Source organism: Arthrobacter sp. SW1 (genome assembly GCF_001766675.1).
GTDB lineage: Bacteria > Actinomycetota > Actinomycetes > Actinomycetales > Micrococcaceae > Arthrobacter.
In genome coordinates this window covers 485882-509373 of record NZ_MJLT01000001.1, presented here as the reverse complement: position 1 = coordinate 509373, position 23492 = coordinate 485882, and the positions used below count along the sequence as shown (strand labels likewise).

The 23492-nt window shown below is 68.5% G+C and carries 24 protein-coding genes and 1 riboswitch; of the genes, 16 read left to right on the top strand and 8 right to left on the bottom strand.

Translation table 11 applies throughout. The features are described 5' to 3' along the window. Positions 1 to 4: 4 nt before the first annotated feature. From BIU82_RS02375 to thiE, 3 genes are all read right to left on the bottom strand, one after another. Positions 5 to 1693: a DEAD/DEAH box helicase gene (locus BIU82_RS02375; RefSeq protein ID WP_070347824.1), complete on the bottom strand. Its 1689-nt coding sequence runs from the start codon at positions 1691 to 1693 to the stop codon at positions 5 to 7. Between the two features lie 283 nt (positions 1694 to 1976). Continuing rightward, positions 1977 to 3467: an RNB domain-containing ribonuclease gene (locus tag BIU82_RS02370; RefSeq protein WP_070347823.1), complete on the bottom strand. Its 1491-nt coding sequence runs from the start codon at positions 3465 to 3467 to the stop codon at positions 1977 to 1979. Positions 3468 to 3599: 132 nt separating this feature from the next. Further along, positions 3600 to 4283, bottom strand: a complete 684-nt coding sequence (gene thiE, locus BIU82_RS02365) for a thiamine phosphate synthase (protein WP_070347822.1) — start codon at positions 4281 to 4283, stop codon at positions 3600 to 3602. A 27-nt stretch (positions 4284 to 4310) separates the two neighbouring features. After that, positions 4311 to 4430, top strand: a riboswitch (TPP riboswitch). Here thiE and thiO point away from each other — a divergent pair. The 4 genes from thiO to BIU82_RS02345 all read left to right on the top strand — a co-directional run bounded on the left by thiO (position 4422) and on the right by BIU82_RS02345 (position 7086). Beyond that, positions 4422 to 5681, top strand: coding sequence for a glycine oxidase ThiO (gene thiO, locus BIU82_RS02360; protein WP_070348002.1), 1260 nt, complete (start codon positions 4422 to 4424; stop codon positions 5679 to 5681). (Overlaps the previous riboswitch by 9 nt.) Further along, positions 5678 to 5914, top strand: coding sequence for a sulfur carrier protein ThiS (gene thiS, locus BIU82_RS02355; RefSeq protein ID WP_070347821.1), 237 nt, complete (start codon positions 5678 to 5680; stop codon positions 5912 to 5914). Before thiO ends, thiS begins: the two co-directional genes overlap by 4 nt. Before the next feature lie 3 nt (positions 5915 to 5917). Beyond that, a complete protein-coding gene (locus BIU82_RS02350) occupies positions 5918 to 6715 on the top strand; it encodes a thiazole synthase (RefSeq protein WP_070347820.1) in 798 nt (265 codons plus the stop codon). A gap of 35 nt (positions 6716 to 6750) precedes the next feature. Next, complete coding sequence (locus BIU82_RS02345; protein WP_070347819.1) at positions 6751 to 7086, top strand: 4a-hydroxytetrahydrobiopterin dehydratase; 336 nt, start codon at positions 6751 to 6753, stop codon at positions 7084 to 7086. A gap of 97 nt (positions 7087 to 7183) precedes the next feature. On the opposite strand, the gene BIU82_RS02340 is transcribed toward BIU82_RS02345, so the two are convergent. From BIU82_RS02340 to BIU82_RS02330, 3 genes are read right to left on the bottom strand one after another with little or no spacing between them, the layout of a single operon-like run. Continuing rightward, entirely contained in the window at positions 7184 to 7486 is a 303-nt protein-coding gene (locus BIU82_RS02340) for a hypothetical protein (RefSeq protein WP_070347818.1), read from the bottom strand. A 31-nt stretch (positions 7487 to 7517) separates the two neighbouring features. Continuing rightward, the gene (locus BIU82_RS02335) at positions 7518 to 7742 is read right to left on the bottom strand and encodes a DUF3107 domain-containing protein (protein WP_070347817.1); all 225 of its coding nucleotides are present in this window, start codon (positions 7740 to 7742) and stop codon (positions 7518 to 7520) included. A 52-nt stretch (positions 7743 to 7794) separates the two neighbouring features. Further along, positions 7795 to 8424 (bottom strand): TetR/AcrR family transcriptional regulator, encoded by a 630-nt coding sequence (locus BIU82_RS02330; RefSeq protein ID WP_070348001.1) that lies wholly within the window; start codon positions 8422 to 8424, stop codon positions 7795 to 7797. Between the two features lie 112 nt (positions 8425 to 8536). Here BIU82_RS02330 and moeB point away from each other — a divergent pair, with 112 nt between their 5' ends. Beyond that, the gene (moeB, locus tag BIU82_RS02325) at positions 8537 to 9736 is read left to right on the top strand and encodes a molybdopterin-synthase adenylyltransferase MoeB (RefSeq protein WP_070347816.1); all 1200 of its coding nucleotides are present in this window, start codon (positions 8537 to 8539) and stop codon (positions 9734 to 9736) included. A gap of 26 nt (positions 9737 to 9762) precedes the next feature. Further along, positions 9763 to 10500: a VOC family protein gene (locus BIU82_RS02320; protein ID WP_070347815.1), complete on the top strand. Its 738-nt coding sequence runs from the start codon at positions 9763 to 9765 to the stop codon at positions 10498 to 10500. A gap of 4 nt (positions 10501 to 10504) precedes the next feature. Here BIU82_RS02320 and BIU82_RS02315 read toward each other — a convergent pair whose 3' ends face one another. After that, positions 10505 to 11851 (bottom strand): glutamyl-tRNA reductase, encoded by a 1347-nt coding sequence (locus BIU82_RS02315; RefSeq protein ID WP_070347814.1) that lies wholly within the window; start codon positions 11849 to 11851, stop codon positions 10505 to 10507. A gap of 149 nt (positions 11852 to 12000) precedes the next feature. On the opposite strand from BIU82_RS02315, the gene hemE reads away from it, so the two are divergent. The 9 genes from hemE to hemL all read left to right on the top strand — a co-directional run bounded on the left by hemE (position 12001) and on the right by hemL (position 22062). Continuing rightward, positions 12001 to 13134 (top strand): uroporphyrinogen decarboxylase, encoded by a 1134-nt coding sequence (hemE, locus tag BIU82_RS02310; RefSeq protein WP_070348000.1) that lies wholly within the window; start codon positions 12001 to 12003, stop codon positions 13132 to 13134. 3 nt (positions 13135 to 13137) lie between these two features. Then, positions 13138 to 14658: a protoporphyrinogen oxidase gene (hemG, locus tag BIU82_RS02305; protein ID WP_070347813.1), complete on the top strand. Its 1521-nt coding sequence runs from the start codon at positions 13138 to 13140 to the stop codon at positions 14656 to 14658. Positions 14659 to 14738: 80 nt separating this feature from the next. Continuing rightward, positions 14739 to 15440 carry a hydrogen peroxide-dependent heme synthase gene (gene hemQ / locus BIU82_RS02300; protein ID WP_070347812.1) on the top strand — a complete coding sequence of 234 codons (702 nt, stop codon included), beginning with the start codon at positions 14739 to 14741 and terminating at the stop codon, positions 15438 to 15440. After that, positions 15437 to 16654, top strand: a complete 1218-nt coding sequence (locus BIU82_RS02295) for a ferrochelatase (RefSeq protein WP_070347811.1) — start codon at positions 15437 to 15439, stop codon at positions 16652 to 16654. The genes hemQ and BIU82_RS02295 overlap by 4 nt, the downstream gene beginning before the upstream one ends. Beyond that, entirely contained in the window at positions 16651 to 17634 is a 984-nt protein-coding gene (gene hemC, locus BIU82_RS02290) for a hydroxymethylbilane synthase (protein WP_070347810.1), read from the top strand. The genes BIU82_RS02295 and hemC overlap by 4 nt, the downstream gene beginning before the upstream one ends. Before the next feature lie 4 nt (positions 17635 to 17638). After that, entirely contained in the window at positions 17639 to 18511 is an 873-nt protein-coding gene (locus tag BIU82_RS02285; RefSeq protein ID WP_070347809.1) for a uroporphyrinogen-III synthase, read from the top strand. After that, entirely contained in the window at positions 18508 to 19488 is a 981-nt protein-coding gene (gene hemB / locus BIU82_RS02280) for a porphobilinogen synthase (protein ID WP_070347808.1), read from the top strand. The genes BIU82_RS02285 and hemB overlap by 4 nt, the downstream gene beginning before the upstream one ends. Positions 19489 to 19559: 71 nt before the next feature. Beyond that, on the top strand, positions 19560 to 20690 hold the full coding sequence (locus tag BIU82_RS02275) for an LLM class flavin-dependent oxidoreductase (RefSeq protein WP_070347807.1): 1131 nt from the start codon (positions 19560 to 19562) through the stop codon (positions 20688 to 20690). Between the two features lie 58 nt (positions 20691 to 20748). Then, positions 20749 to 22062: a glutamate-1-semialdehyde 2,1-aminomutase gene (hemL, locus tag BIU82_RS02270; protein ID WP_070347806.1), complete on the top strand. Its 1314-nt coding sequence runs from the start codon at positions 20749 to 20751 to the stop codon at positions 22060 to 22062. A 211-nt stretch (positions 22063 to 22273) separates the two neighbouring features. Here hemL and BIU82_RS20110 read toward each other — a convergent pair whose 3' ends face one another. Then, a complete protein-coding gene (locus BIU82_RS20110; RefSeq protein ID WP_253182645.1) occupies positions 22274 to 22498 on the bottom strand; it encodes a hypothetical protein in 225 nt (74 codons plus the stop codon). On the opposite strand from BIU82_RS20110, the gene BIU82_RS02265 reads away from it, so the two are divergent. Next, a complete protein-coding gene (locus BIU82_RS02265) occupies positions 22482 to 23468 on the top strand; it encodes a glycoside hydrolase family 3 N-terminal domain-containing protein (RefSeq protein WP_074466394.1) in 987 nt (328 codons plus the stop codon). The two genes, BIU82_RS20110 and BIU82_RS02265, sit on opposite strands and share 17 nt — an antisense overlap. The last annotated feature ends 24 nt before the right edge of the window (positions 23469 to 23492 follow it).

Below are 23492 nucleotides of genomic sequence, written 5' to 3'. Positions count from 1 at the left end.
GCTTTTATGCCTCGGTGTTCTCAGCCGGAGAGGACACGACCTCGCCATTGCGGCGGCGCGTCCGGGTTCGGCGCGTGCGGGCAGGCTTCTCCGCAGCGGCTTCGCCGCCCTCGGACCGGGCTGTACCAGACGCCGAGGTGGTGGACTGTGCGGCGTTGTCGCCCGATTCGCCCTCGCTGCGGCGGCGACGGTTGCGGGTGCGGCCGCCTTCGCGGGACTTCCCTTCGCCGGAAGCAGAGCCGCCGGACTCGCCCTGGCGGCGTCCGCCGTCGCGCTTTCCGCCGCGGCTGCCGGACTTGCCGGAGCGGGAGTTCTTCTTGCCGGTCTCGCCGAGGTCCTCCAGGACTTCGGCCTCGACTCCGGCCAGCACGCGCTTGTCGCGCGGCAAGCGGCCCTTGGTGCCTTCCGGGATGTCCAGGTCGGTGTAGAGGTGCGGCGAGGAGGAGTAGGTTTCGATGGGCTCCGGCACATCCAGGCCCAGGGCCTTGTTGATAAGGGCCCAGCGGGGGACGTCGTCCCAGTCGACAAAGGTGACGGCGGTGCCCTTGTTGCCGGCGCGGCCGGTGCGGCCTACGCGGTGCAGGTAGATCTTCTCGTCTTCCACGCACTGGTAGTTGATGACGTGGGTGACGTCCTCGACATCGATGCCACGGGCGGCGACGTCGGTGGCCACCAGCACGTCCACCTTGTTGTTGCGGAAGGCGCGCAGGGCCTGCTCGCGTGCGCCCTGGCCGAGGTCGCCGTGGATGGCGGCAGCCGCGAAGCCGCGGTCAACCAACTCTTCGGCCACCTTCGCGGCGGTCCGCTTGGTCTTGGTGAAGATGACGGTGCGGCCGCGACCGCGGGCCTGCAGGATGCGGGCCACCACCTCGGTCTTGTCCATGCTGTGCGCACGGTAGATGAGCTGGCGGATATCGCGCTTGGTGAGGCCTTCGTCGTTGGGATCGGCAGCGCGGATGTGCGTGGGCTGGGTCATGTAGCGGCGGGCCATGGCGATGACCGGGCCGGGCATGGTGGCCGAGAACAGCAGGGTCTGGCGGACGGCGGGGGTGCCGGCAATCAGGGTCTCGACATCGGGCAGGAAGCCGAGGTCCAGCATTTCGTCGGCTTCGTCGAGGACGACGATCCGGACGTTCTTCAGGCTCAGGTGGCGCTGCTTGTAGAGGTCGATCAGGCGGCCCGGGGTGCCGACCACAACTTCCACACCCTTCTGCAGGGCTTCGATCTGGGGTTCGTAGGCGCGGCCGCCGTAGATGGTGGCGATGCGGGCGTTGCGCTTGCGGGACGCGGTCTGGAGGTCGTTGGCCACCTGCACCGCGAGTTCGCGGGTGGGCACGATGACCAGGGCCTGCGGGGCGCCCGGCACGGGAAGGGCGTCATAGCCGGGGTCGTCCTGGCCGACGACGCGCTGCAGGGCCGGGATGCCGAAGCCGAGGGTCTTGCCCGTACCGGTCTTGGCCTGGCCGATGATGTCGTGTCCGCCGAGGGCCACAGGAAGGGTCATGGCCTGGATGGGGAAGGGGTGGGTGATGCCGGCGTCGGCCAGCGATTCCACAATGTCCGCACGGACGTTGAAGTCGGCGAAGGACTTCTCTTCGATCTCGTGGGGCGTTTCATCCGAGGTGATGGTTTCCTCGGGCTCGATCGATTCGTTGCCGTCGCTCAGGACTTCATGGGTGTGCAATTCACTCACAGGGGAGTTTCCTTATTCATTTGGGCTGCGCTGCATGCTCAACGGTTCCGGCAAAGCCGTTCCGGAGCACGGACGGGCGCAAGCGTGTCCAGTGGAAGCCGATCGCGGGCTATCTGAATACTGGCACTGGTGACCAGCGGGCAAATCTCAAGATCGCGTAGGTGCGGGCTTGTTGAGTCAAAAGGGAATGAATCAACGACCGGGCATCCATTACTACGGGTCAAGTGTAACGGCATATCCGGTTTTCACCTTGAAAGGTGTGATTTTCACGACGGCCGGCGGCTCAGCCGATCAGTTCGAGGGAAATCTGCCGGGCATGGATGTCGGCGGCCAGCAGCCGCACCCGCACCTTGGTGCCGGACTCCATTTCTCCCTCGCAGCGCGCGGTGACCGCCGGCTCCGCGATCTGCACGACGCCGGACGGCCGCCCGTTGCCGTTTCCGTTCCCGTTGCCGCCGTTCGGTTTGGAGCCGTTCGGCTTGGATCCGGAAATCACGACGGCGTCGAACTCCTCGCCCACATGGCTCACCAGCAGCGCAGCCTCCACGGTGTCCAGCGCCATGCGCTCGAGCCTGCCGGCGAGCTGGTCCGAGGCAGCCATCATTTCGGGCAGGAACGGCAGTGCCTCGCGCACCCAGCCCGGAATCTCCGTGCCGTTGCTCAGGGCTTCACAGATGACCAGGACGAAGCGGTCCACCAGGCGCCGCAGCGGCGCGGTGGTGTGCGCGTAGGGTGCGCCGATCGCGGACTGTTCGACGTCGTCGGGAACCTCACCGTCGAACGGGGTGTAACCGGCGCCGCGGAACAGCATGCCGGCCGAGTGCAGGATGGCCAGCTGCTTCGGATCAGAAGCGTCCAGTGTGCGGAGGTATTCGCCGTAGCTGATGCCGCCCTGGCCGTTGTTCCATGGCTTGCCGAGGGCGGCCGTCTGGCGTTTGAAGTGGAGCAGGGAGCGCTCGTCCGGTGCCGGCATGGTCCGCAGGATGCCCACTTTGCCGTCCAGCATGAGCTGCGCTGCTGCCATCCCGGTCATGAGGGAGATCTGTGCGTTCCAGTCCTCCACAGGAAGGGACGGCGCGGCCACGATCCGGTAGCCGCCCACCGGCAGGGGCACGATTTCCTGTTCGGGCATGTTCAGGCTGGCACCGCCGCGCTTGCGCTCCAGTTCCACGCGCTTCAGGCCCACCTCCTTGAGCAGCTGCAGCCCGGGCTCTGCGGTTCCGGCATCGATGTCCGCCTGGACGTCGCGGTAATTCAGTTTCGCGCGGCTGCGGACGGCGGCCCTTCGGACGGCAACGGAGGTCACTTCGGCGGCGCCGTCAAGGTGGAACTCCCAGACAAATGCGCCGCACTTTTGTCCGGCAAGGAGGCTTCCGGCCTGTTCACTGATGACCTCGGGGTGCAGCGGGATGCGGCCGTCCGGGGCGTAGAGGGTCTGGCCGCGGCGGCGGGTCTCGGTGTCCAGGGCTCCGCCGGGCGTGACGAAGGACGGCACATCGGCAATGGCGTAGAAGACCTTGTAGCCGTCACCGTCGCGCTCGATGTGTAGAGCCTGGTCCAGGTCCGTGGAGGTGGCGGGATCAATGGTGACGAAGGGGATGTGGTCCAGGTCCAGCGCCGGAAGGGTGTGGGATGCCACGGCCTCCTTGGCCTCCGCGAGTGCCTCTTCCGGATAATCTTCCGGCAGTTCGAGCTCCGTCCGCAGGGCAGCCAATGCCTCCGCCAACTGGTTGGACGTTTCGCTGACATTCGGGGCTATCCGGTGATGTGGCACAAAAATCAGCGTAATCCATCCGGTTTGGGCTGGAAACGATTGCCGCGGAAGAGCGGGGGTTCCTGCCGGGGAGCCAAACGCGCCCCGGCAGGGGCCGCCGTCGCCCTTCTGGCCGATTGTGACCGGAGGGTCCTAGGAGTCAGGCAACGCCGCGAGCAGCGACTGCGCGGCCGCCGTCGGATCGCTCGCCTCGGTGATGGCGCGCACCACGACGATGCGGCTGGCGCCGGCCTGCACCACTTCTTCGACGTTGCTGTGGTCGATGCCGCCGATCGCAAACCACGGCAGCTGCACTCCGCCCACACGTTCTTCGTCCGCGGCCCGCACCGCGCTTGCGGCGTACTTCACCAGGTCCAGCCCGACGGCGTCCCGGCCCGGCTTGGTGGGTGTCGCCCAGACCGGCCCCACGCAGAAGTAGTCCAGGCCGCTGCGGCCCGGGGACGCGGCGATTGCGGCGTCAACCTGCTCCGGCGTGTGCGTCGACAGGCCGATCACTGTGGGGTCGTGCAGGAGGTGCCGTGCATCGCGGAGGGGGAGGTCCTTCTGGCCGATGTGGAAGACGGGGGCGCCGGAGAGGGACGCGATGTCGGCGCGGTCATTGACGGCCCAGAGCCGGCCGTGCCGATGCGCCACCGTGTGCAGGACCTCCAGCAGCTCCAGTTCCTCGGCCGCTTCGATCGTCTTGTCGCGGAGCTGGATGATGTCCACTCCGCCCTCGAACGCGGCGTCCACGAATTGCTCGAAATCGCCCTGCTTCTTCCTCGCGTCGGTGCACAGGTACAGGCGGGCAGTGGTGTGCAGAACATGCTGGGCCATGGAATCCAGAGTAGTTCCCCTAAACTGGGCTGGTACTGCGGGAGCCGCGAGCGGTCGTAATAAGACCGTGCGGCTGAGAGGGCTTCAGCGCCGACCGCTTGACCTGATCCGGTTAATGCCGGCGTAGGGAAGGACCCCATGGACACAGCCCATCCGGCACCCCGGACGCCCGCCGTCACTGCCGACGTCGCCGTCATCGGTGCCGGCATCGTCGGCCTCGGCATCGCCCTGGAGGCGCGCCGCTCCGGCCGCTCCGTGGTCGTCATCGATCCCGCGCCCGCCAGCGGCGCCACCTTCGCCGCCGCGGGCATGCTCGCCCCCGTCAGCGAACTGCACTATCAGGAGGAAGACCTCCTGGAGCTGATGCTCGCCTCCTCGCAGTTGTGGCCCGCCTTCGTGGAAGGACTGGACGCCGCGCCGGGCGGCACCGGATACCGTACGACGCCGACCCTCGCCGTAGGCGCCGACGCCGCCGACCGCCGTGCTTTCGCCGACCTCCGGGACGTCCAGCTTGGCCTGGGCCTGGAAGTCCGGACCTTGCCGCTGCGCGAGGCCCGCGAGCGTGAGCCGCTGCTCAGCCCGCAGATATCGTGCGCTTTCGACATCCCCGGCGACCATCAGGTGGACCCGCGCAGGCTCGCGGAGGCCATCCTCCACGCCCTCGGCAAGCACGCGCCGGACCACGGTACCTGGGTTGCAGGCGCTGAGGACGGATACCTGCTCCGCTCCGCCGCGGCCGGCCTCCTCCGGACCGACGGCGCAGTCACCGGTGTGCGCCTTGCCGACGGCTCCGACATCCATGCCACCGAAACAATCATTGCCAACGGGCTCGCCGCTCCCGCGCTGCAGGATCTGCCCGAAGGCCTCAGCCTTCCCGTGCGCCCGGTGTACGGAGACATCCTGCGCCTGCGAGTGCCGCAGCACCTGCAACCGTTGCTGACCGCCACGGTCCGAGGCCTGGTCCGCGGGGTGCCCGTGTACATCGTTCCGCGCGAAGACGGCACCGTGGTGATCGGGGCGAGCCAGCGCGAAGACGGACCAAGCTCCGCCAGCGCAGTGTCCGCTGGCGGCGTCTACCAATTGCTCCGCGACGCCCAGGTGCTGCTGCCCGCCGTCGCGGAACTCGAACTGCTCGAATGCACCGCCCGCGCCAGGCCCGGCACGCCGGACAACGCGCCGCTTCTCGGCCGGGTACGGATGCCCGACGACGGCGGAGACGTGCCGGGGCTGATCGTCGCCACCGGTTTCTTCCGCCACGGAGTCCTGCTCACCCCCGCGGCCGCCGCCATCTGCGCGGACCTGCTGGACGGCCGCCACGACGAACGCTGGGACAAGTTCCGCCCCGACCGCTTCACGCCCCTCCACGCAACACCATCCACCTTCAAGGACCACGCATGAACATCAAACTCAACGGAGACCACCGCTCCATCGGCGACGGAGCCTCGGTCACCACCCTTGTCACCGAACTCACCGGCCGCGCCCTGGACGCCAACGGCCAGGCAACGGACGGGCGCAAGATCGGCGTCGCCGTCGCACGCAATTCGGAAGTGGTGCCCCGCAGCCAATGGGCCGCCACGGCGCTCGCAGAAGGCGACGAACTCGAAATCGTCACCGCGGTACAGGGAGGCTGAACCATGACCACCACAAGCACCCGGACCCAGAACGATCCCTTGGTGATCGACGGCGTCGAGCTCGGCTCCCGGCTCATCATGGGCACCGGCGGGGCGCCGAGCCTGGACGGCCTGGGCGCCGCCCTGCTCGCTTCCGGCACCGAGCTGACCACGGTGGCCATGCGCCGGTACTCTCCCGCCGAGACCGGATCGCTGTTCCAGCTCCTGGTGGACAACAACATCCGCGTGCTGCCCAACACGGCCGGCTGCTTCACCGCCAAGGATGCCGTGCTGACCGCGGAGCTGGCGCGTGAAGCGCTGGAAACCGACTGGGTGAAACTGGAAGTCATCGCCGACGAACACACCCTGCTGCCCGACGCCGTCGAACTGGTCGACGCCACGGAACAACTGGTCAACCGCGGCTTCAAGGTCTTCGCCTACACGAACGACGACCCCGTGCTGGCGCTGCGCCTTGAGAACCTCGGCGCCACGGCCGTGATGCCCCTCGGCGCGCCGATCGGCACCGGCCTGGGCATCCTGAACCCGCACAACATCGAACTGATCGTCTCCCGCGCCTCCGTCCCCGTGGTGCTCGACGCCGGCATCGGCACCGCGTCCGACGCAGCCCTGGCCATGGAATTGGGCTGCGACGCCGTGCTCCTGGCCACTGCGGTCACCCGCGCGCAGAACCCCGTGCAGATGGGGGAGGCCTTCAAACACGCAGTGGTGGCCGGTAGGCTGGCCAGGCAGGCAGGCCGCATCCCGCGCCGGGAACACGCCCTGGCTTCCTCGGCAATGGAGGGACGCGCCGAATTCCTTTAGGGATTCCGCAGGGGATCCGGACAGGAGGTTCCGCCATGGGCGACGCGAAAGACATTCTCAGCCAGGAGGAGATCGAGGCAGCCCTGCCGGGCCTGCCGGACTGGGAATACCGCGACGGCGGCCTCGTCACGGTCTACAAACTGCCCACCGCCGCGGCCGCACTGGAGCTGATTGCCGCCGTCGGGCAGATCGCGGAGGACGCGAACCACCACCCGGACCTCGACTGGCGCTACAACCGGGTGCTCCTGCGCTTCACCTCGCACGACGCCGGCACGAAAGTTACGGCGCGCGACGTCAAGGCCGCACAGCGCTGCAGTGACGCCGCGGCGTCCATGGGCGCCGCTGCACAGCCCGAGCGTTTCCCGGGTTGACGCACTGCGGTTTAAAGCACGGTGGCCGCCAACCGGAAGGGTTGGCGGCCACAGCTTTGGCTCAGCTAAAGACGCAGCTTCCTAGAGATGCCGCTTCCTAAAGGCGCAGCGCGGCGGTCAGCTTGGCGGTGTCCCGCGCGGTGCGGACGCGTCCGAGATAGAGGACGACGGCGAAAGCCGCCGCCGTGCCGAGGACCATCGGCAGCACCCAGGGAATCCACGTCAGGCCGGGCTGGTAGCCGAAGCCAAGCAGGATGAAGATGATCCAACTCAGCATGCCTGCAGCCAGCGCCACTCCGGCGGGGAGGGCGATGCCGTACTTGCTGTGGCGTTTGTCGTTCGCCCAGATCAGGAAGCCTGCGGCAACGGTCACCAAGGCGACGATGACAAGTGAAAGCACGTGAACTCCCTCCCTTCCCTTCGCCGGAGGCCTAGAGGGCGCCGAAGCCTACGCGGCGGACTTCCTCGGCGCCGATCTCCACGTAGCCCAGCACGCTGCCGGGGACGATGACCTGGCGGCCCTTTTCGTCGCTCAGGCGAAGGTCCGTGCCCTTGGAAATGGCTTCACCGACGATCTTCGCGACGGACTCGGCATCGAGCGCAGATTCCAGCACAATCTCACGGCCAACGTTCTGAATGCCGATCTTTACTTCCACAGCAAGGCCTCCCAGCCGGTAAAAGGGGTTTACTCAGTTCTCTATTTCTAGCCTAGGACTCTTTGGGGAAGCGACTGATTCCGCGCCAAGCTAAACGGTAGATCAAGTCGCTGGCCACATCGAGGTCCAGCCCGCCGTCGGTCTCCAGCCAGTACCGGGCGCTGACCTGCGCCATTCCGGCCAGGCCGCGGCCCAGGAGCTGTGCTTCCATCGGCGGCAGCTTGGTGTCCTCGGCAATGACTTTCGCGACGGCGTCGGCGAACGTGCGGTTGAACGTCTCCAGGCGGGAGCTGACGTCCGGATCGTTGATCAGGTCCGATTCGAACACCAGGCGGTGGGCCTGGTCATCGGCCGCAATGAACTGGTAGTAAGCGCGCATCACGGCCTGCACGCGCTGCTTGTTGTCCGTGGTGGAATTCAGCGCACCGAGCATGAGCTCCGTGAGGGTGGCCAGGTGGCTGTCCAGGAGCGCCATGTAGAGCTCGCGTTTGGACGGGAAATGCTGGTACAGCACGGGTTTGCTGACGCGGGCGGTTTCGGCGATTTCATCCATCGCGGCACCATGAAAACCATTGGCGACGAACACTTCGAGGGCGGCATTGAGCAGCTGGGCGCGCCGCTCGTCGCGCGGAAGCCTGGCAGAACGTGCAGCCCCGCTCCGCTCCTGCTTTGCCGGTACCACCTGCTGTGCACGTGCGCTCTCAGCCACTTGTCTGCCGCCTTTCCCTTGCAGTTATGACCACTTTACGCGCCGGTAATATGACCTGGCGGCAATGGCAGGCATACATTGAAGTATGGCCACCGCATTTGCTGCCCAGACCACGTCCGCCCCGCTGCCGCCCCTTGTGGACGCCGCCGCGGAGCTGAGCACCGAAGAGGTGGAACGCTATTCGCGCCATCTCATTATTCCGGAGATCGGAGCGGTGGGGCAGCGCCGCCTCAAGAACGCCAAGGTGCTCGTCATCGGTGCAGGCGGCCTGGGTTCGCCTGCTTTGCTGTACCTCGCCGCCGCCGGGGTGGGAACCATCGGCATCATCGACGACGACGCCGTGGACCTCAGCAACCTCCAGCGCCAGATCATCCACGGCGTGTCCGACGTCGGCCGCCCCAAGATCGAATCCGCCCGGGACGCGATCCTCGAACTGAACCCCCTGGTCACCGTGCAGCTGCACCAGGTCCGGCTGGACTCCTCCAACGCACTGGACATCTTCGCCGGCTACGACCTCATCCTGGACGGCGCTGACAACTTCGCCACCCGCTACCTCGTCAACGACGCCGCCGAAATCCTCGGCAAGCCCTACGTGTGGGGGTCCATCTTCCGCTTTGACGGCCAAGTCAGCGTCTTCTGGGCCAAGCACGGCCCCAGCTACCGCGATCTCTACCCGGAAGCGCCGCCTGCCGGTTCCGTCCCGTCCTGCGGCGAAGGAGGCGTCTTCGGCATGCTGTGCGCCGCCGTCGGCTCCCTCATGGTGACGGAGGCAATCAAGCTGATCACCGGCGTCGGACGCTCCCTGCTGGGCCGGGTGGCACTCTTCGACGCGCTCGGCGGCAGCTGGCGCGAAATCAAGGTGGCCAAGGACCCCGAAGCGGAGCCGGTCACCGAACTCACCGACTACGAGGCCTTCTGCGGCATCGTGCGCGCGGCGGACACCGCCGCCGTGCCCACCGTGACCGCCACTGAACTGGCCGGCATGCTGGAAGCCCGCGACGCAGGGGAGCAGGACTTCGCCCTGATCGACGTGCGGGAGAGCGGCGAACACGACATCGTGAACATCGACGGCGCAGTGCTGATCCCGCAGGGCAGGATCCTCGCGGGGGAGGCCTGGGCTGAGCTGCCGCAGGACAAGGATATTGTGTTCCACTGCAAGGGCGGTACGCGCTCGGCCGCGGTGCTGCAGGCCGCCCGCAAGGCCGGGTACACCCGGGTCAAGCACCTCGACGGCGGCATCCTCGCCTGGGTGCGCGACGTTGAACCGCAGAAGCCGGTCTACTAGGCGAGTCCGGTGTAGGGTCGGGCAGTATGGCCCTGCAACTTGTCCAGGTAAATTTCAAGGCGCGAGATGAAGTCGCGATCGGCCGGTTCTGGGCGGAGGCCCTCGGCTGGGGGCTGTCCAGTGAAGGGCCCGGCGTCAGCAATGTCGAACCCGTCGGCTTCACTTGGCCGGACGCGTCTGCGGTGTGCGTGGACGTTGTGGCGGTTCCCGAGCCGGAGACCGTGAAATACCGCGCCCATCTGGACCTCGCTACGAGTTCGGAAGCGCACAAGGCGGAGCTGGTATCCCGGTTGCTCGAACTGGGCGCGTCCTACGCGGATATCGGCCAGGGCGATGTGCCCTGGACCGTGATGCGGGACCCCGAAGGCAATGCCTTCTGCGTGCTTGAGCCACGGGAGGTCTACCGCGATACCGGCCCCATCGCCACGATCGTGGTCAACTGCTCGGACCCGCGTGCCATGGCTGCGTTCTGGGGCGAAGCGACCGGCTGGACCGCGCACGAGGTGGATGACGAGCACGCGCGCCTGCGTTCGGACCGGGGCGTGGGCCCGTACCTGGAATTCCTGCGCACCGAGGGCGAGGAAACCGTCTGGAACCGGATGCACCTGGACCTGCTGCCGTATCCCGGAGATGACCAGGCGGCCGCCGTGGCGCGGCTCCGCGAGCTGGGTGCGACCACTGCCGACATCGGCCAGGGCGAGGTGCCGTGGGTTGTCATGGCTGATCCCGAAGGAAACGAATTCTGCGTCCTGGCGCCGCGCTGAAGCTTTAGGCGCTTTCGGTTCGGGGGAGCGGCGTGGCGCCGCGTTCAATGCGGGAATGGTCCACGGGGCACGCGGCCGCCGGTGCGGCGGCCGCGGGCTGCTCCACCTGGATGCCGTAGAGGGCCTCAAGCGCTGCGACGTAGTCGTCCTGCTGGCCGTTGGCGGCAAGTTCGCGGGCCCGGACCGTGGGGATGTGCAGCAGCTGCTTGACCATGCGGCGAAGCGCGAACTCGACCTCTTCAGCCGCGGCGGTGCAGCCGTGGCGGGCCCGGACCTTCTCCATCTCGGAATCCAGCACGCTCATGGTGTGCCGGCGCAGGGCGACAATCGCGGCGTCAACAGAGCGGGCTTCGCGTTCCTGCTCGAACGCCGCGGCCGCGGAAGAGACAATGCTGCTCGCCTGGGCGAGGGACTCGGCCTGCTCCTGCGGAGCGGCGAGGCGGACGGATTCGAGCGTCAGCAGCTCCACGCCGTCGAGCTCGCCGACGGCGGGATCGAAGTCATGCGTCAGCGCCAGGTCGATCGCGATCAGAGGGCCGGTGGAGCCTTCGCGGATGCGCGCCAGTTCGGCGGCCTCAACGCGGTTGTCCGAGCCGCTGCAGCCGATCATGACGTCAGCCGCGGCGACGGCGGCGGGCAGGCTCCCGGCGTCGAGCGCCGTACCGCCGCGGGTGGCCACGAAAGTCTCGGCGCGGCCGGAGGAAGAGTACACGGAGATGTCCTGGCAGCCGCGTTCACGCAGCAGGGACATGGTGGCGCCGGCGTAGGCGCCCGTGCCGAAGACGACCACCTTCTTGCTGCTCCAGCCGGCGTCGTCTGCGAGGTCCGTGGCGAGGTCGAGGGCCACAGACACGATGGACAGGCCACGGGAGCCGAGCGCGGTCTGGGCGCCGACATCCTTCGCGGTCTTCGATGCAGCCTGGAAGAGCCGGACGAGGCCCGGGGAAGCGGTGCCTTCGTGCTGGGCGGTGATGAGGGCGCGGCGTACCTGGCCGGCGATTTCGCGTTCGCCCACGACGGCGGAATCCAGCCCTGCGCTCACGGCGAACAGGTGCCGGCTGACCTCGGGTCCACTGTTGGTGCTGAAGGCCTTGGAGACGAGCTGTTCGTTCAGGCCGCTGAGCCCGCTGATCTGGCCGACCAATGCCGAGCGTGCCGCCTCGAGGTCCTCGGCATGCGCGGTCTCGCCGTAGATTTCGTAACGGTTGCAAGTGGCGAGGACAACGGCGCCGGAAACCAAGCCGCTTTCAGCCAGGGCGGCGGAAGCAAGCGCAGAAGAACCGGTGCTCAGTTGAGCAACGGTCTCAAGGTCGATGTCGGCGTGGGTCGCCACGAGAGAAAAAAGAACCACAGCAGAGCCATCATAGCTTTTTCGGTGCCCGGTAGAACAACAGGCGCGGCATGGTTCCTGCCACTGCCGGCTGTGATGGTGGCCACGTGGCCTGCCCGGCGACAGACTGTCGTTATCTTTCGTCCCTGATGTTGGGCACAATCGAAGGCATGACTTCCAGCTCTGCCCTGCCGGGTTCCGCCCGGCCTGCCCCTTCCACCGCCGGCGACGCCGCGGCAACCGGACTCCACGCCGGCCACCCCCTCATGGACGGCCGCACCGCGGACTCGCCGCTGATCCAGGCGTACCACGGCCGGAAGCCGAGCCGCCGCCCGGTGTGGTTCATGCGCCAGGCCGGCCGTTCCCTGCCGGAGTACCTGAAGGTGCGCGAGGGTGTGGCCATGCTGGATTCCTGCCTGCGCCCGGAACTGGCCTCTGAAATCACCCTGCAGCCGGTCCGCCGCCATGACGTGGACGCCGGCATCTTCTTCTCCGACATCGTCATCCCGTTGAAGCTGGCCGGCGTGGGCGTGGACATCGTTCCCGGCGTGGGCCCTGTGCTGGACAAGCCGGTCCGCACCGCTGCCGATGTTGCCGCCCTGCCGCAGTTGACGTGGGAATCGCTGGAACCCATCCGGGATGCCGTCCGCCTGACCGTGGCCGAGCTCGGCAGCACCCCGCTGATCGGCTTCGCCGGCGCCCCCTTCACCCTGGCTGCCTACATGGTGGAAGGCCGCCCGTCCCGCGACCACCTCGGCCCGCGCACCATGATGCACGCAGACCCGGAGACCTGGGCTGCCCTGGCCAACTGGGCGGCCGACGCTTCCGGCCTGTTCCTGCGCGCCCAGCTGGAAGCCGGTGCCTCCGCCGGCCAGCTCTTCGACTCCTGGGCGGGTTCCCTCGGCCTGGCCGACTACAGCAAGTACGTCGCCCCTGCCTCGGTCCGCGCCCTGGACCACGTCCGCCACCTCGGCGCCCCGCTCATCCACTTCGGCACCGGAACCTCCGAGCTCCTCGTCGCCATGCGCGACGTGGGCGTGGACGTGGTGGGCGTCGACTACCGCCTTCCCCTCGATGAAGCCAACCGCCGCCTCGGCGGCACCGTTCCGCTGCAGGGCAACATCGACCCCGCCCTGCTCTCCGCTCCGTGGGAGGTCCTCGAAGCCCACGTCCGTTCGGTGATCGCCGCCGGCGCCGGCGCGCCCGGCCATGTGCTCAACCTCGGCCACGGCGTGCCGCCCGAAACGGACCCCACCGTCCTGACCCGCGTGGTGGAACTCATCCACTCGATCCCGGCGGAGTAGCCCGTGCACAGCCGGCCGGCAGCGCCGGCAAGCAAGGACCCGGGGGGCCGGGACGCTGCGGCAACTGCCGTCGTCGTCGGCGGCGGAATCTCCGGGCTGCTCGCGGCCCGCGGGCTCGCCGCGTCCGGCCTGGCCGTCACGGTACTGGAAGCCCGGGCGGACTGGGGCGGCTGCGTCGGCAGGCACGAACTCGGCGGCCTGGGCCTGGACAGCGGCGCGGAATCCTTCGCCACCCGCTCCACAGCCGTGGCAGACCTCGCCGCAGAACTTGGCCTGGCGGACCGCATCGTGGCCCCGAATCCGGGCGGTGCCTGGGTACAGCTGCCGGACGGCCCGCAGGAACTGCCCAAGACCGGCGTGCTCGGAATCCCCGCCAACCCGTGGGACCCGGAAGTCCGCCGCTCACTGGGCCTGGCAGGCGCCCTCCGGGCAACGCTCGACCGCTGGCTTCCCGCGTCCGTGGGCGCCGGGGGAGAGGTGACCAGCGTCGCTTCCCTGGTCCGTGCCCGGATGGGCCGGCGCGTGCTGGACCGGCTGGTGTCCCCGGTGGTGGGCGGCGTGCATTCGGCCGATCCGGAATTGCTCGATATCGACATGGTGGCCCCCGGCCTGCGCGCCGCGTTGCGGAGCACAGGATCCCTGGCGGCCGCCGTCGCGCAGCAGCGCCGGGTGGTGGGTGCCTCCGCCGGCGCGGGCGGTGCGAAGAAGGCCGGGTCGGCCGTCGCCGGGCTTGCCGGTGGCATGAATACCCTCATCACTGCGCTGCTTGCGGATCTTCGCAAGCGCAACGTGACGCTGCTTCCGGAAACGCGCGTGGAGTCCGTCTCGCGCGTGGACGGTGCGTGGCGGATCAGTGCCACCGGCGGCAGCGGGACGCAGGCGTACGACGCCGGACGGCTCGTCGTCGCGCTCGACGGTCCCGCCGCCGTCGGGCTGCTGGAGTCAGAGCTGCCGGAACTCGCGGCGCTCCGCCCGGCTGCCGGGCCGTTGGTCAGCCTGGTCAGCCTGGTCCTGGATAAGCCCGAACTCGATTCGCGGCCGCGCGGCACGGGAATCCTTGTGGCTCCGCAGGTAGCTGGGATCCAGGCCAAGGCGCTGACCCATGCCACGGCGAAATGGGACTGGCTTGCCGAAGAAGCCGGGCCTGGAACGCACGTGCTGCGGCTCTCCTACGGCCGGGCGCACGGCGGAACGGCCGGTGCCGATGCGGATCCGGCAACCCTGGACGACGCCGCGCTTCTTGACGCCGCGCTCCACGATGCTTCCACCTTGCTGGGCGTACAACTGGGCACGGAGGACGTGCTCGACTGGGATGTGGTCCGCTGGGCCGGAGCCCTGCCGTTTGCTGCCGTCGGGCACAAGCAACGGGTGGCCGAGGTCCGGAAGGTGGCCGCGCAGGCCGGCGGGCTGATCCTGGTGGGCGGCTGGTTGGCCGGCAACGGCCTGGCGGCGGTTGTCGCCGACACCGAAAGGCAGCTCAATGCTGCCTTCCCGGAGGCCGCCCGGAGCGCTGAAAAGCCATGATCTTGTGAAATAAAACACTTCTACGCGTTGTAGAACTGATCCGTTTCGACTTAGTACCTAACAAAGGGCAAACTTGAACCATGAGCCACACTTCTGCCGAATCTGTCACTAAAACTGCTGAGAACGAAGAACAGTTCTTCACCCTGTGGACTGTCTTCAAGCGTTCGGCAGACATCCAGCGCAGCAGCGACGCTGCCGCCGGATTCGAGAAACTGACCGCCAAGCTGGCCGAGGACGGCGTTGTCCTGCGCGGCAGCTATGACGTTTCCGCCATGCGCGCCGACGCTGACATCATGGTCTGGCTGCACGGCGCCAAGCCCGAGGCCCTCCAGGCCGCCGTCCGCGACATCCGCCGCAGCGCCCTGTTCGAAGGCACCGAGATCGTCTGGTCCGCCATGGGCGTGCACCGCGAAGCCGAGTTCGCCAAGAACCACACCCCGGCCTTCTCCCGCGGCGTCGAGCCCAGCACCTGGCTCTGCGTGTACCCCTTCGTCCGCTCCTACGAGTGGTACCTGCTGCCCGCCGAAGAGCGCGGCAAGATGCTCCGCGACCACGGCCTCCTCGGCCGCGACTTCCCGCAGGTCATTTCCAACACCGTGTCCTCCTTCGCCTTGGGCGACTGGGAATGGATCCTCGGCCTGGAAGCCCCGGAGCTGGTGGACCTTGTGGACCTCATGCGCCACCTGCGCGCCACGGATGCCCGCAACCACGTCCGCGAAGAGATCCCGTTCTACACCGGCCGCCGCGTCAGCGCCGCGGAGATCGCCGAGGTCCTGGCATGAGCCTCAGCGTCTCCACGGAGCTTAACGAGGTTACGGAACGCGGGCGCATGGAACCGCTGCAGTATGACGCCGTGCTGCTGGCTTCCTTCGGTGGCCCGGAGGGCCAGGAGGATGTCATTCCCTTCCTGCGCAATGTGACCCGCGGCCGCGGCATCCCGGATGAGCGGCTGGAAGAGGTTTCGCACCACTACCGCGCCTTCGGCGGCATCAGCCCCATCAACCAGCAGAACCGCGAACTGAAGGCCGCCATCGAGGCCGAGCTCGCCGCCCGCGGCATCGAGCTGCCCGTGCTGTGGGGCAACCGTAACTGGGATCCCTACATCGCGCCTGTCCTGCAGGACGCGTACGACGCCGGCCACCGCCGACTGCTGATGCTCACCACCAGCATCTACTCCTGCTACTCCAGCTGCCGCCAGTACCGTGAGGACATCGGCATGGCCCTGACGGAGACCGGCCTGGACGGCAAGCTCCAGGTGGACAAGATCCGCCAGTACTTCGACCACCCCGGCGTGGTGCAGCCCTTCCTTGAGGGAACGGCGGCCGGCCTGGAGGAAATCCGCGGCAAGCTCGCCGCTGCCGGAATCGAGGATCCGGATTCGAAGATCCGCGTGCTCTTTGCAACGCACTCCATCCCCACCCGCGACGCCGAAGCTGCCGGCAAGTCGGACGACGAACCGCGCGAATTTGCCGAAGGTTCGGCCTACGCCGCGCAGCACCTGGCGAACGCCAGCGCGATCATGGACGCCGTGGCTCCCAACGTGGCATGGGACCTCGTGTACCAGTCCCGCTCCGGCGCCCCGCACATTCCGTGGCTGGAACCGGACATCAACGACCACCTCGAAGAGATCGCGCCCGAGGGCGTCCTCGGCGTGGTCATCGTCCCGCTCGGCTTCGTCAGCGACCACATGGAAGTCGCCTGGGACCTGGACACCGAGGCCCTGGAAACCTGCAAAAACCTCGGCATGGAAGCCACCCGCGTCCCCACCCCGGGCACGCATGCGGCGTTCGTCTCCGGACTTGTCGACCTGATCTGCGAACGCACCACCGGCAACAACATCGCCGAGCGCCCGCACGTGACGGACCTCGGTCCCTGGTACGACGTGTGCCGTCCGAACTGCTGCGAGAACTTCCGTGGCACCAAGCCCGTCATTGCTGAGGTCGGCTCCACCGTGGGCACCGGCCATGACGCTTACCCCGCCGGGGCCGGCAAGTGACCGTACGGATCGGTACGCGCGCCAGCAAGCTCGCGCTGACCCAGACGCAGCAGACCGCGGACCGGCTGGCCGCGGTCGGAGGTTTCGACGTCGAACTCGTCCACATCACCACCGAAGGCGACGTGAAGACCGGCTCGCTGTCGCAGATGGGCGGTACGGGAGTGTTCGTGGCGGCCCTCCGCGAGGCTCTGCTGGACAAGCGCTGCGACGTTGCCGTGCACTCGCTCAAGGACCTGCCAACCGGTGCCGAACCGGGGCTGACCATCGCTGCCACGCCGAAGCGCGTGGACGTGCGCGACGTCCTCTGCACCCGTGACGGCCTCACCCTGGCGCAGCTTCCGGCCGGAGCCAAGGTGGGCACGGGCTCGCCCCGCCGTGCCGCCCAGCTCCGCGCGTTGCGCCAGGACATCGAGGTGGTGGACATCCGCGGCAACGTGGACACCCGCCTCGGTCGCGTGCCCGGACTGCCGGGCAACAGCACCGACGCCGTGGTGCCCGGCAAGAGCTGCGACCTGGACGCCGTCGTGCTCGCCGCGGCCGGTCTGGAACGCATCGGCCGCCTGGACGCCATCAGCGAATACTTCGAAAGCGACGCCATGCTCCCGGCACCCGGCCAGGGCTCGCTCGCGATCGAATGTCGCACCGCCGATGCCCCCGCCGGCGGCTCGAACGAGGCCTTGGCCCAGGCCCTTGCGGCACTGAACGATGAGGACACACGCCTCGCCGTCACGGCCGAACGTGCCGTGCTGGCCCGTCTCGAAGCCGGCTGCGCCGCCCCGGTGGGCGCCTTCGCCTACCGCAAGGGCAGCATGCTCTACCTGGAGGCTGTGGTCTGCTCGGTGGACGGCGCGAAGACCGTGCGTGAGAAGAAGGCCACGGATGGCCTCAATGAAGTCGGCGCCACCCTGCTCGGCATTGAGGTTGCGGAACTGCTGCTGGCCGCCGGCGCCGCGGAGATTACCGACCTTGCCGCTTCCTGAGTCCATGGAAAATGCTGCCGCTGCTCCGTTGCGCGGCCGGAAGGTCCTCATCACGAGGAGCCCCGACCGCGCGGCGTCGCTGGCGCAGGCACTGTCCGACGCCGGTGCCGAGCCGCTGCTGCTGCCGCTGATCGATTTCGAACGCGCGGCGGACCAGCAGGCGCTGGGGGATGCCCTCGATGGCCTCGCGGCAGGAGACTATGACTGGCTCGTGGTCAGCAGTATCACCACGGTCCGGGCGCTGAAGGCCAAGGCCGCCGAGCGCGGAGCGGAGCTGTCCGCACTCATCCCGGCAGGCGTCCGGGTTGCCACCATCGGCCCGTCCTCACGCCGGATCCTCGAGGCCGAGGGTATCCGCGTGGACCTTGCACCGGAGGGCAGCCAGTCCGCCGCCGGCCTCCTCGAGGTCTGGCCGGAAGGCACCGGCCGCGTCCTCCTTCCCCAGGCGGACATCGCCGACACCCTCCTCTCCGGCGGCCTGGCCGCCAAGGGTGCGGAGGTCGCCGTCGTGACCGCCTACCGCACGGTCGACTACCCGGCCCGCCCGGACGAGCGGCTGGTGACGGAACTCGCCAAGGCCCCGGCCTGGTCGGATGCCGACGGCGGGGAGCTGCCGCTGCTGGAGCCGGCCGCCGCCCGCACGCTGATCGACGACGGCGGGCTGGCCGCCGTCGTGGCTGCCTCACCGAGTGCCGCGCGGCGGGTCGCCGCGACCCTGCTGCCGCTGCGGGAGTGCCGCTTCATCGCGATCGGCCGTTCGACGGCGGCCGAGGCGGCTGATGTGGGGATCGCCGTCGCCGCGACGGCCAAGGAACCCACCCCGGACGGCATCGTCGCCGCCCTCACCGAATTGTTCGCTACCGAAGGGCTGACATGAGCTTCCCCCACCACCGCCCCCGCCGGCTCCGCACCACCCCGGCCATGCGCCGCCTGACCGCCGAGAACCGGCTGGCCCCCGCGGACCTCATCCTGCCTGCCTTCATCCGCGAAGGCCTCAGCGAGCCCGCGCCGATCAGCTCCATGCCCGGCGTCGTGCAGCACACCACGGACACCCTGAAGCGGGCCGCAGCCGAAGCCGTGGAGCTGGGCGTTGGCGGCATCATGCTGTTCGGTGTTCCCGCTGTGCGCGACGCTTCCGGCTCCGCATCCCTGGACCCGGACGGCGTGCTCAACAAGGCCATCCGCGACGTCCGCGCCGAAGTGGGCGACGATCTGGTGGTCATGAGCGACGTGTGCCTGGACGAATTCACCGACCACGGCCACTGCGGCGTGCTGGACGCCAACGGCTACGTGGACAATGACGCCACGCTGGAAATCTACGGGCAGATGGCTGTGGCGCAGGCCGACGCCGGTGCGCACGTGCTGGGGCCGTCCGGCATGATGGACGGCCAGATCGCCGTCATCCGCCAGGCCCTCGAGGAAGCCGGGCACAAGAACACCGCCGTGCTGGCCTATGCCGCAAAGTACGCCTCCGCGTTCTACGGCCCCTTCCGCGAAGCCGTGGACTCGCAGCTCAAGGGCGACCGCCGGAGCTACCAGATGGACGCCGCCAACCGCCGCGAAGCGATCATCGAGGTGGAACTGGACCTTGAGGAAGGCGCCGACATGGTCATGGTCAAGCCGGCCATGAGCTACCTTGACATCCTGGCTGACGTCGCGGCCATGAGCCCCGTGCCCGTGGCGGCCTACCAGATTTCCGGCGAGTACGCGATGATCGAGGCCGCTGCCGCCAACGGCTGGATCGACCGCCGTGGCGCCGTTACGGAATCCGTGCTCGGTATCAAGCGCGCCGGCGCGGACATGGTGCTGACGTACTGGGCCTCCGAGCTGGCCGGCTGGCTGAAGGAAGGCTAGGCCCGGACTGCCCGACGGCGGTGCGTCCGCACCGCGGGAATGATTCCGGGGCCTTCTCCGTTTGTATGCGTATGCATGAAAACAGCGAAGCTTCCGAGTCCCTTGATCCCAGAGCTACTGATCCCGCTTTCGATCCGACGGCTCCCGTAGCGGCCGATACGATGCTGTTGGGCGTCAGCACCTTCGGCGACGTCGACCTCGACGATGCCGGCGAACCCAAGCACCATGCCGTGGTACTGCGCCAGCTGGTGGAGCAGGCCAAGCTGGCTGACGCCGTCGGGCTCCACTCCTTCGGCGTGGGGGAGCATCACCGCCGCGACTTCGCGGTCAGCGCTCCCGAAGTGGTGCTGGCCGCCATCGCCTCCGCCACGAAGCGGATCCGCCTGGGCAGCGCCGTCACGGTGCTCAGCTCGGACGATCCCATCCGGGTCTTCCAGCGCTTCGCCACCCTCGACGCCGTCTCCAACGGCCGGGCCGAAGTGATCCTGGGGCGTGGATCCTTCACCGAATCCTTCCCGCTCTTCGGCTACGACCTGGCCGACTACGAGGTGCTTTTCGAAGAGAAGCTGGAGCTCTACCACCGCGTCCGTTCCCAGAAGCCGGTGAACTGGGACGGCCGCACGCGCGCCGGACTGCACGGTCAGATGGTCTACCCGCACCTGGAGAACCGCCTGCTGCCCACGTGGATCGGCGTCGGCGGCACCCCGCAGTCCGTGGTCCGCACCGCGGCCTACGGCTACCCGATGGTGCTGGCGATCATCGGCGGCGAACCCGAACGCTTCGCTCCCTTCGCCCAGCTCTACCGCCGCAGCCTGGCCGAGGCCGGCCATGATCCCAAGCAGCTGGCCGTCCACTCGCCGGGCTATGTTGCGGAAACGGATGAGCAGGCCCGCGAGGAGTACTACCCGCATTGGCTGGCCACCCGGAACCGGATCGGTGCGGAACGGGGCTGGGGCCCGGCCGGATACGGCGAATTCGAGGCGCTCGTTGACGAGGATGGCGCGCTGTTCGTTGGTTCGCCGGATACGGTGGCGGCAAAGATCGCCAAGCTCAAGGGTTCGCTCGGTGCGGACCGTTTCGAGTTGAAGTACAGCAGCGGAACCCTGCCACATAGAAACATGATGCGTTCCATCGAGCTGTTCGGCACCGAGGTGGCGCCGCGGGTGGCGGAGCTGCTGGCCGTGAACGCACAGGTGAAGTGACGCTCTTCATCCCGGACGGGCGGAATTTCCCGCCCGTCCGGGATGAAAGAATAAAGGCATGACTCGTTCGGATGATCTCTTCGCCCATGCCCAGACCCTGATGCCCGGCGGCGTCAACTCGCCCGTGCGCGCCTTCGGTTCCGTGGGCGGCACTCCGCGTTTCATGGTCGCCGCGAAGGGCGCCTACCTGACCGACGCCGACGGCAAGGACTACGTGGACCTCGTCTGTTCCTGGGGCCCGGCCCTCCTCGGCCACGCCCACCCCGCCGTGCTCGACGCCGTCCACGCCGCCGTGGACCGCGGCCTGTCCTTCGGTGCGTCCACTCCCGATGAGGCCCGCCTGGCCGAGCTGGTCAAGGAACGCGTCTCCGCCGTCGAACGCCTCCGCATGGTCTCCACCGGCACCGAAGCCACCATGACAGCGGTCCGCCTGGCCCGCGGCTTCACCGGCCGCAACCTGATCGTGAAGTTCGCCGGCTGCTACCACGGCCACCTCGACGGGCTGCTGGCGTCCGCCGGATCCGGCCTGGCCACCATGGCCCTTCCCGGTTCGGCCGGCGTCACCGAAGCCGCCGCCGCCGAAACCCTCGTGCTGCCCTACAACGACGTTGCCGCCGTCGAGGCCGCCTTCGCCGCGCACGGCGAACACGTCGCCGCCGTCATCACCGAAGCCGCCCCGGCCAACATGGGTGTGGTCACGCCCGGCGACGGCTTCAACGCCGCCCTCTCCCGCATCACCCGCGAACACGGCGCGCTGCTCATCCTCGACGAAGTCCTCACCGGCTTCCGCACCGGCTACGCCGGCTACTGGGGCCTCACCGGCGGCGCCTCCGAAGGCTGGACTCCGGACCTGCTCACCTTCGGCAAGGTGATCGGCGGCGGCATGCCGACGGCGGCCCTCGGCGGCCGTGCCGACGTCATGGACCACCTCGCGCCGCTCGGCCCCGTATACCAGGCGGGTACCCTCTCCGGAAACCCGGTGGCCATGGCCGCAGGTGTGGCCACGCTGACGCACGCTACGCCCGAGGTGTATGCGCATGTTGATGCCCGCTCGCTCGAGCTTTCCGCGGCCCTGTCCTCCGCGCTGGATGCAGCCGGCGTGGACCACTCCATTCAGCGCGCCGGGAACCTGTTCTCCGTGGCCTTCGGAACCTCCGCCAACGGCGTGCACAACTACGCCGACGCGCAGGCCCAGGAGGTGTTCCGTTATGCGCCGTTCTTCCACTCGATGCTGGATTCCGGCGTCTACCTGCCCCCGAGTGTTTTCGAAGCCTGGTTCCTCTCCGCGGCCCATGACGACGCCGCCATGAACCGGATCTTCGACGCCCTCCCGGCCGCCGCCAAGGCTGCAGCCCAGGCGGTTGCTGCCTGATCCTCTTGCCTCAGCCGGCGGCGGTTCCCCCGCCGCCGGCCGTCGCAGGCGTAGGCTGGCCTGGTACGCAGGAGGCCTGGCAGGCGGCTGGTTCCATGCTTCACACTTACTCACCCCATTCCCGACGACAGCGCTGGTTCCCTCGTGCCGGCACACTGGCACTCGCCGTCTCCCTCACGGTCCTGACGGCATGCACACCGTCCGGCACGCCTCAGCCGGGCCACAGCGAATCGTCCGCGTCAAGCCCGGCCGCCGCGCCGCCGTCGTCCGCGTCCCCTTCGGCGCGCACAGCGCCCCCGACGCCGCGGCCCACCGCGACGCCCACACCATCCGCCGCGCCGAAGCCCCGTCCGACGGCGAAGCCGGTGCCGCCCGCGACGCCCGAAGGCGTCCTCGCCTCCCTTCGCTTGGAGCAGCGCGTGGGACAGCTCTTCATGGTGGGAGCGAAGGCCGATGGCAGCGACGCCCCAGCCGTCACCGGACTCCTCGGCCGGAACATCGGCAACTTCTACCTGGCAGGCCGCAGTAAATCCGGGATCGGTGCCACGGCCTCGCTGGTGGCGTCCCTGCGCTCCGCCGCCGCGAAGTCCGGGAACAAGGTTCCGGTTTCAGTGGCCACCGACCAGGAAGGCGGCTACGTCCAGGTCCTGCGCGGCCCGGGTTTCTCCGAGATCCCGACGGCGCTCGTCCAGTCCGCCACCCCGCCGGCCCAGTTACGGGCCAAGGCCTGGAGCTGGGGTGCCGAACTCCGCAAAGCCGGGGTCAACGTCAACCTCGCGCCCGTCCTGGACACGGTCCCCGGTGCCGCCTTCGCGCCGTCGAACGCCCCGATCGGCTACTTCCAGCGCGAGTACGGCTACACGCCGTCGTCGGTATCCGCACACGGCAACGCCTTCGCCTCCGGCCTGCGCGACGCCGGGGTGGCGCCCGTGGTCAAGCACTACCCGGGGCTCGGCCGGGTCACGCTCAACACGGACACCAGCGGCAACGTCCACGACACCGCCACCACGCGCACGGATCCGTACCTGGCGCCGTTCACCGCCGCCATCCGCGGGGGCGTCCGCTGGGTCATGGTGTCTAACGCCTACTACGACCGCATCGACAAGGCACGGCCCGCGCCGTTCTCACCGGTGGTCATGCGCACCATGCTCCGTAGCGACGCCCTCTTCACAGGCATCATCGTTTCCGATGATCTTTGCAACGCCGCCCAGCTCTCGCCCTGGAGCATGGGGGAGCGGGCAGCCAATTTCATCGCCGCCGGCGGCACCATGGCGCTCTGCGCCGATCCCGGCGCTGTTTCCGCCATGTACGCCGAGGTCCTGAAGCGCGCGACGGCGGAGCCCGCCTTCCGCAAGGCCGTCGACGCCGCGGCGCTCACCATCCTCCGGGTGAAGGCGGGCAAGTAGCTTTCTGTTTAACGGGGAAATCCC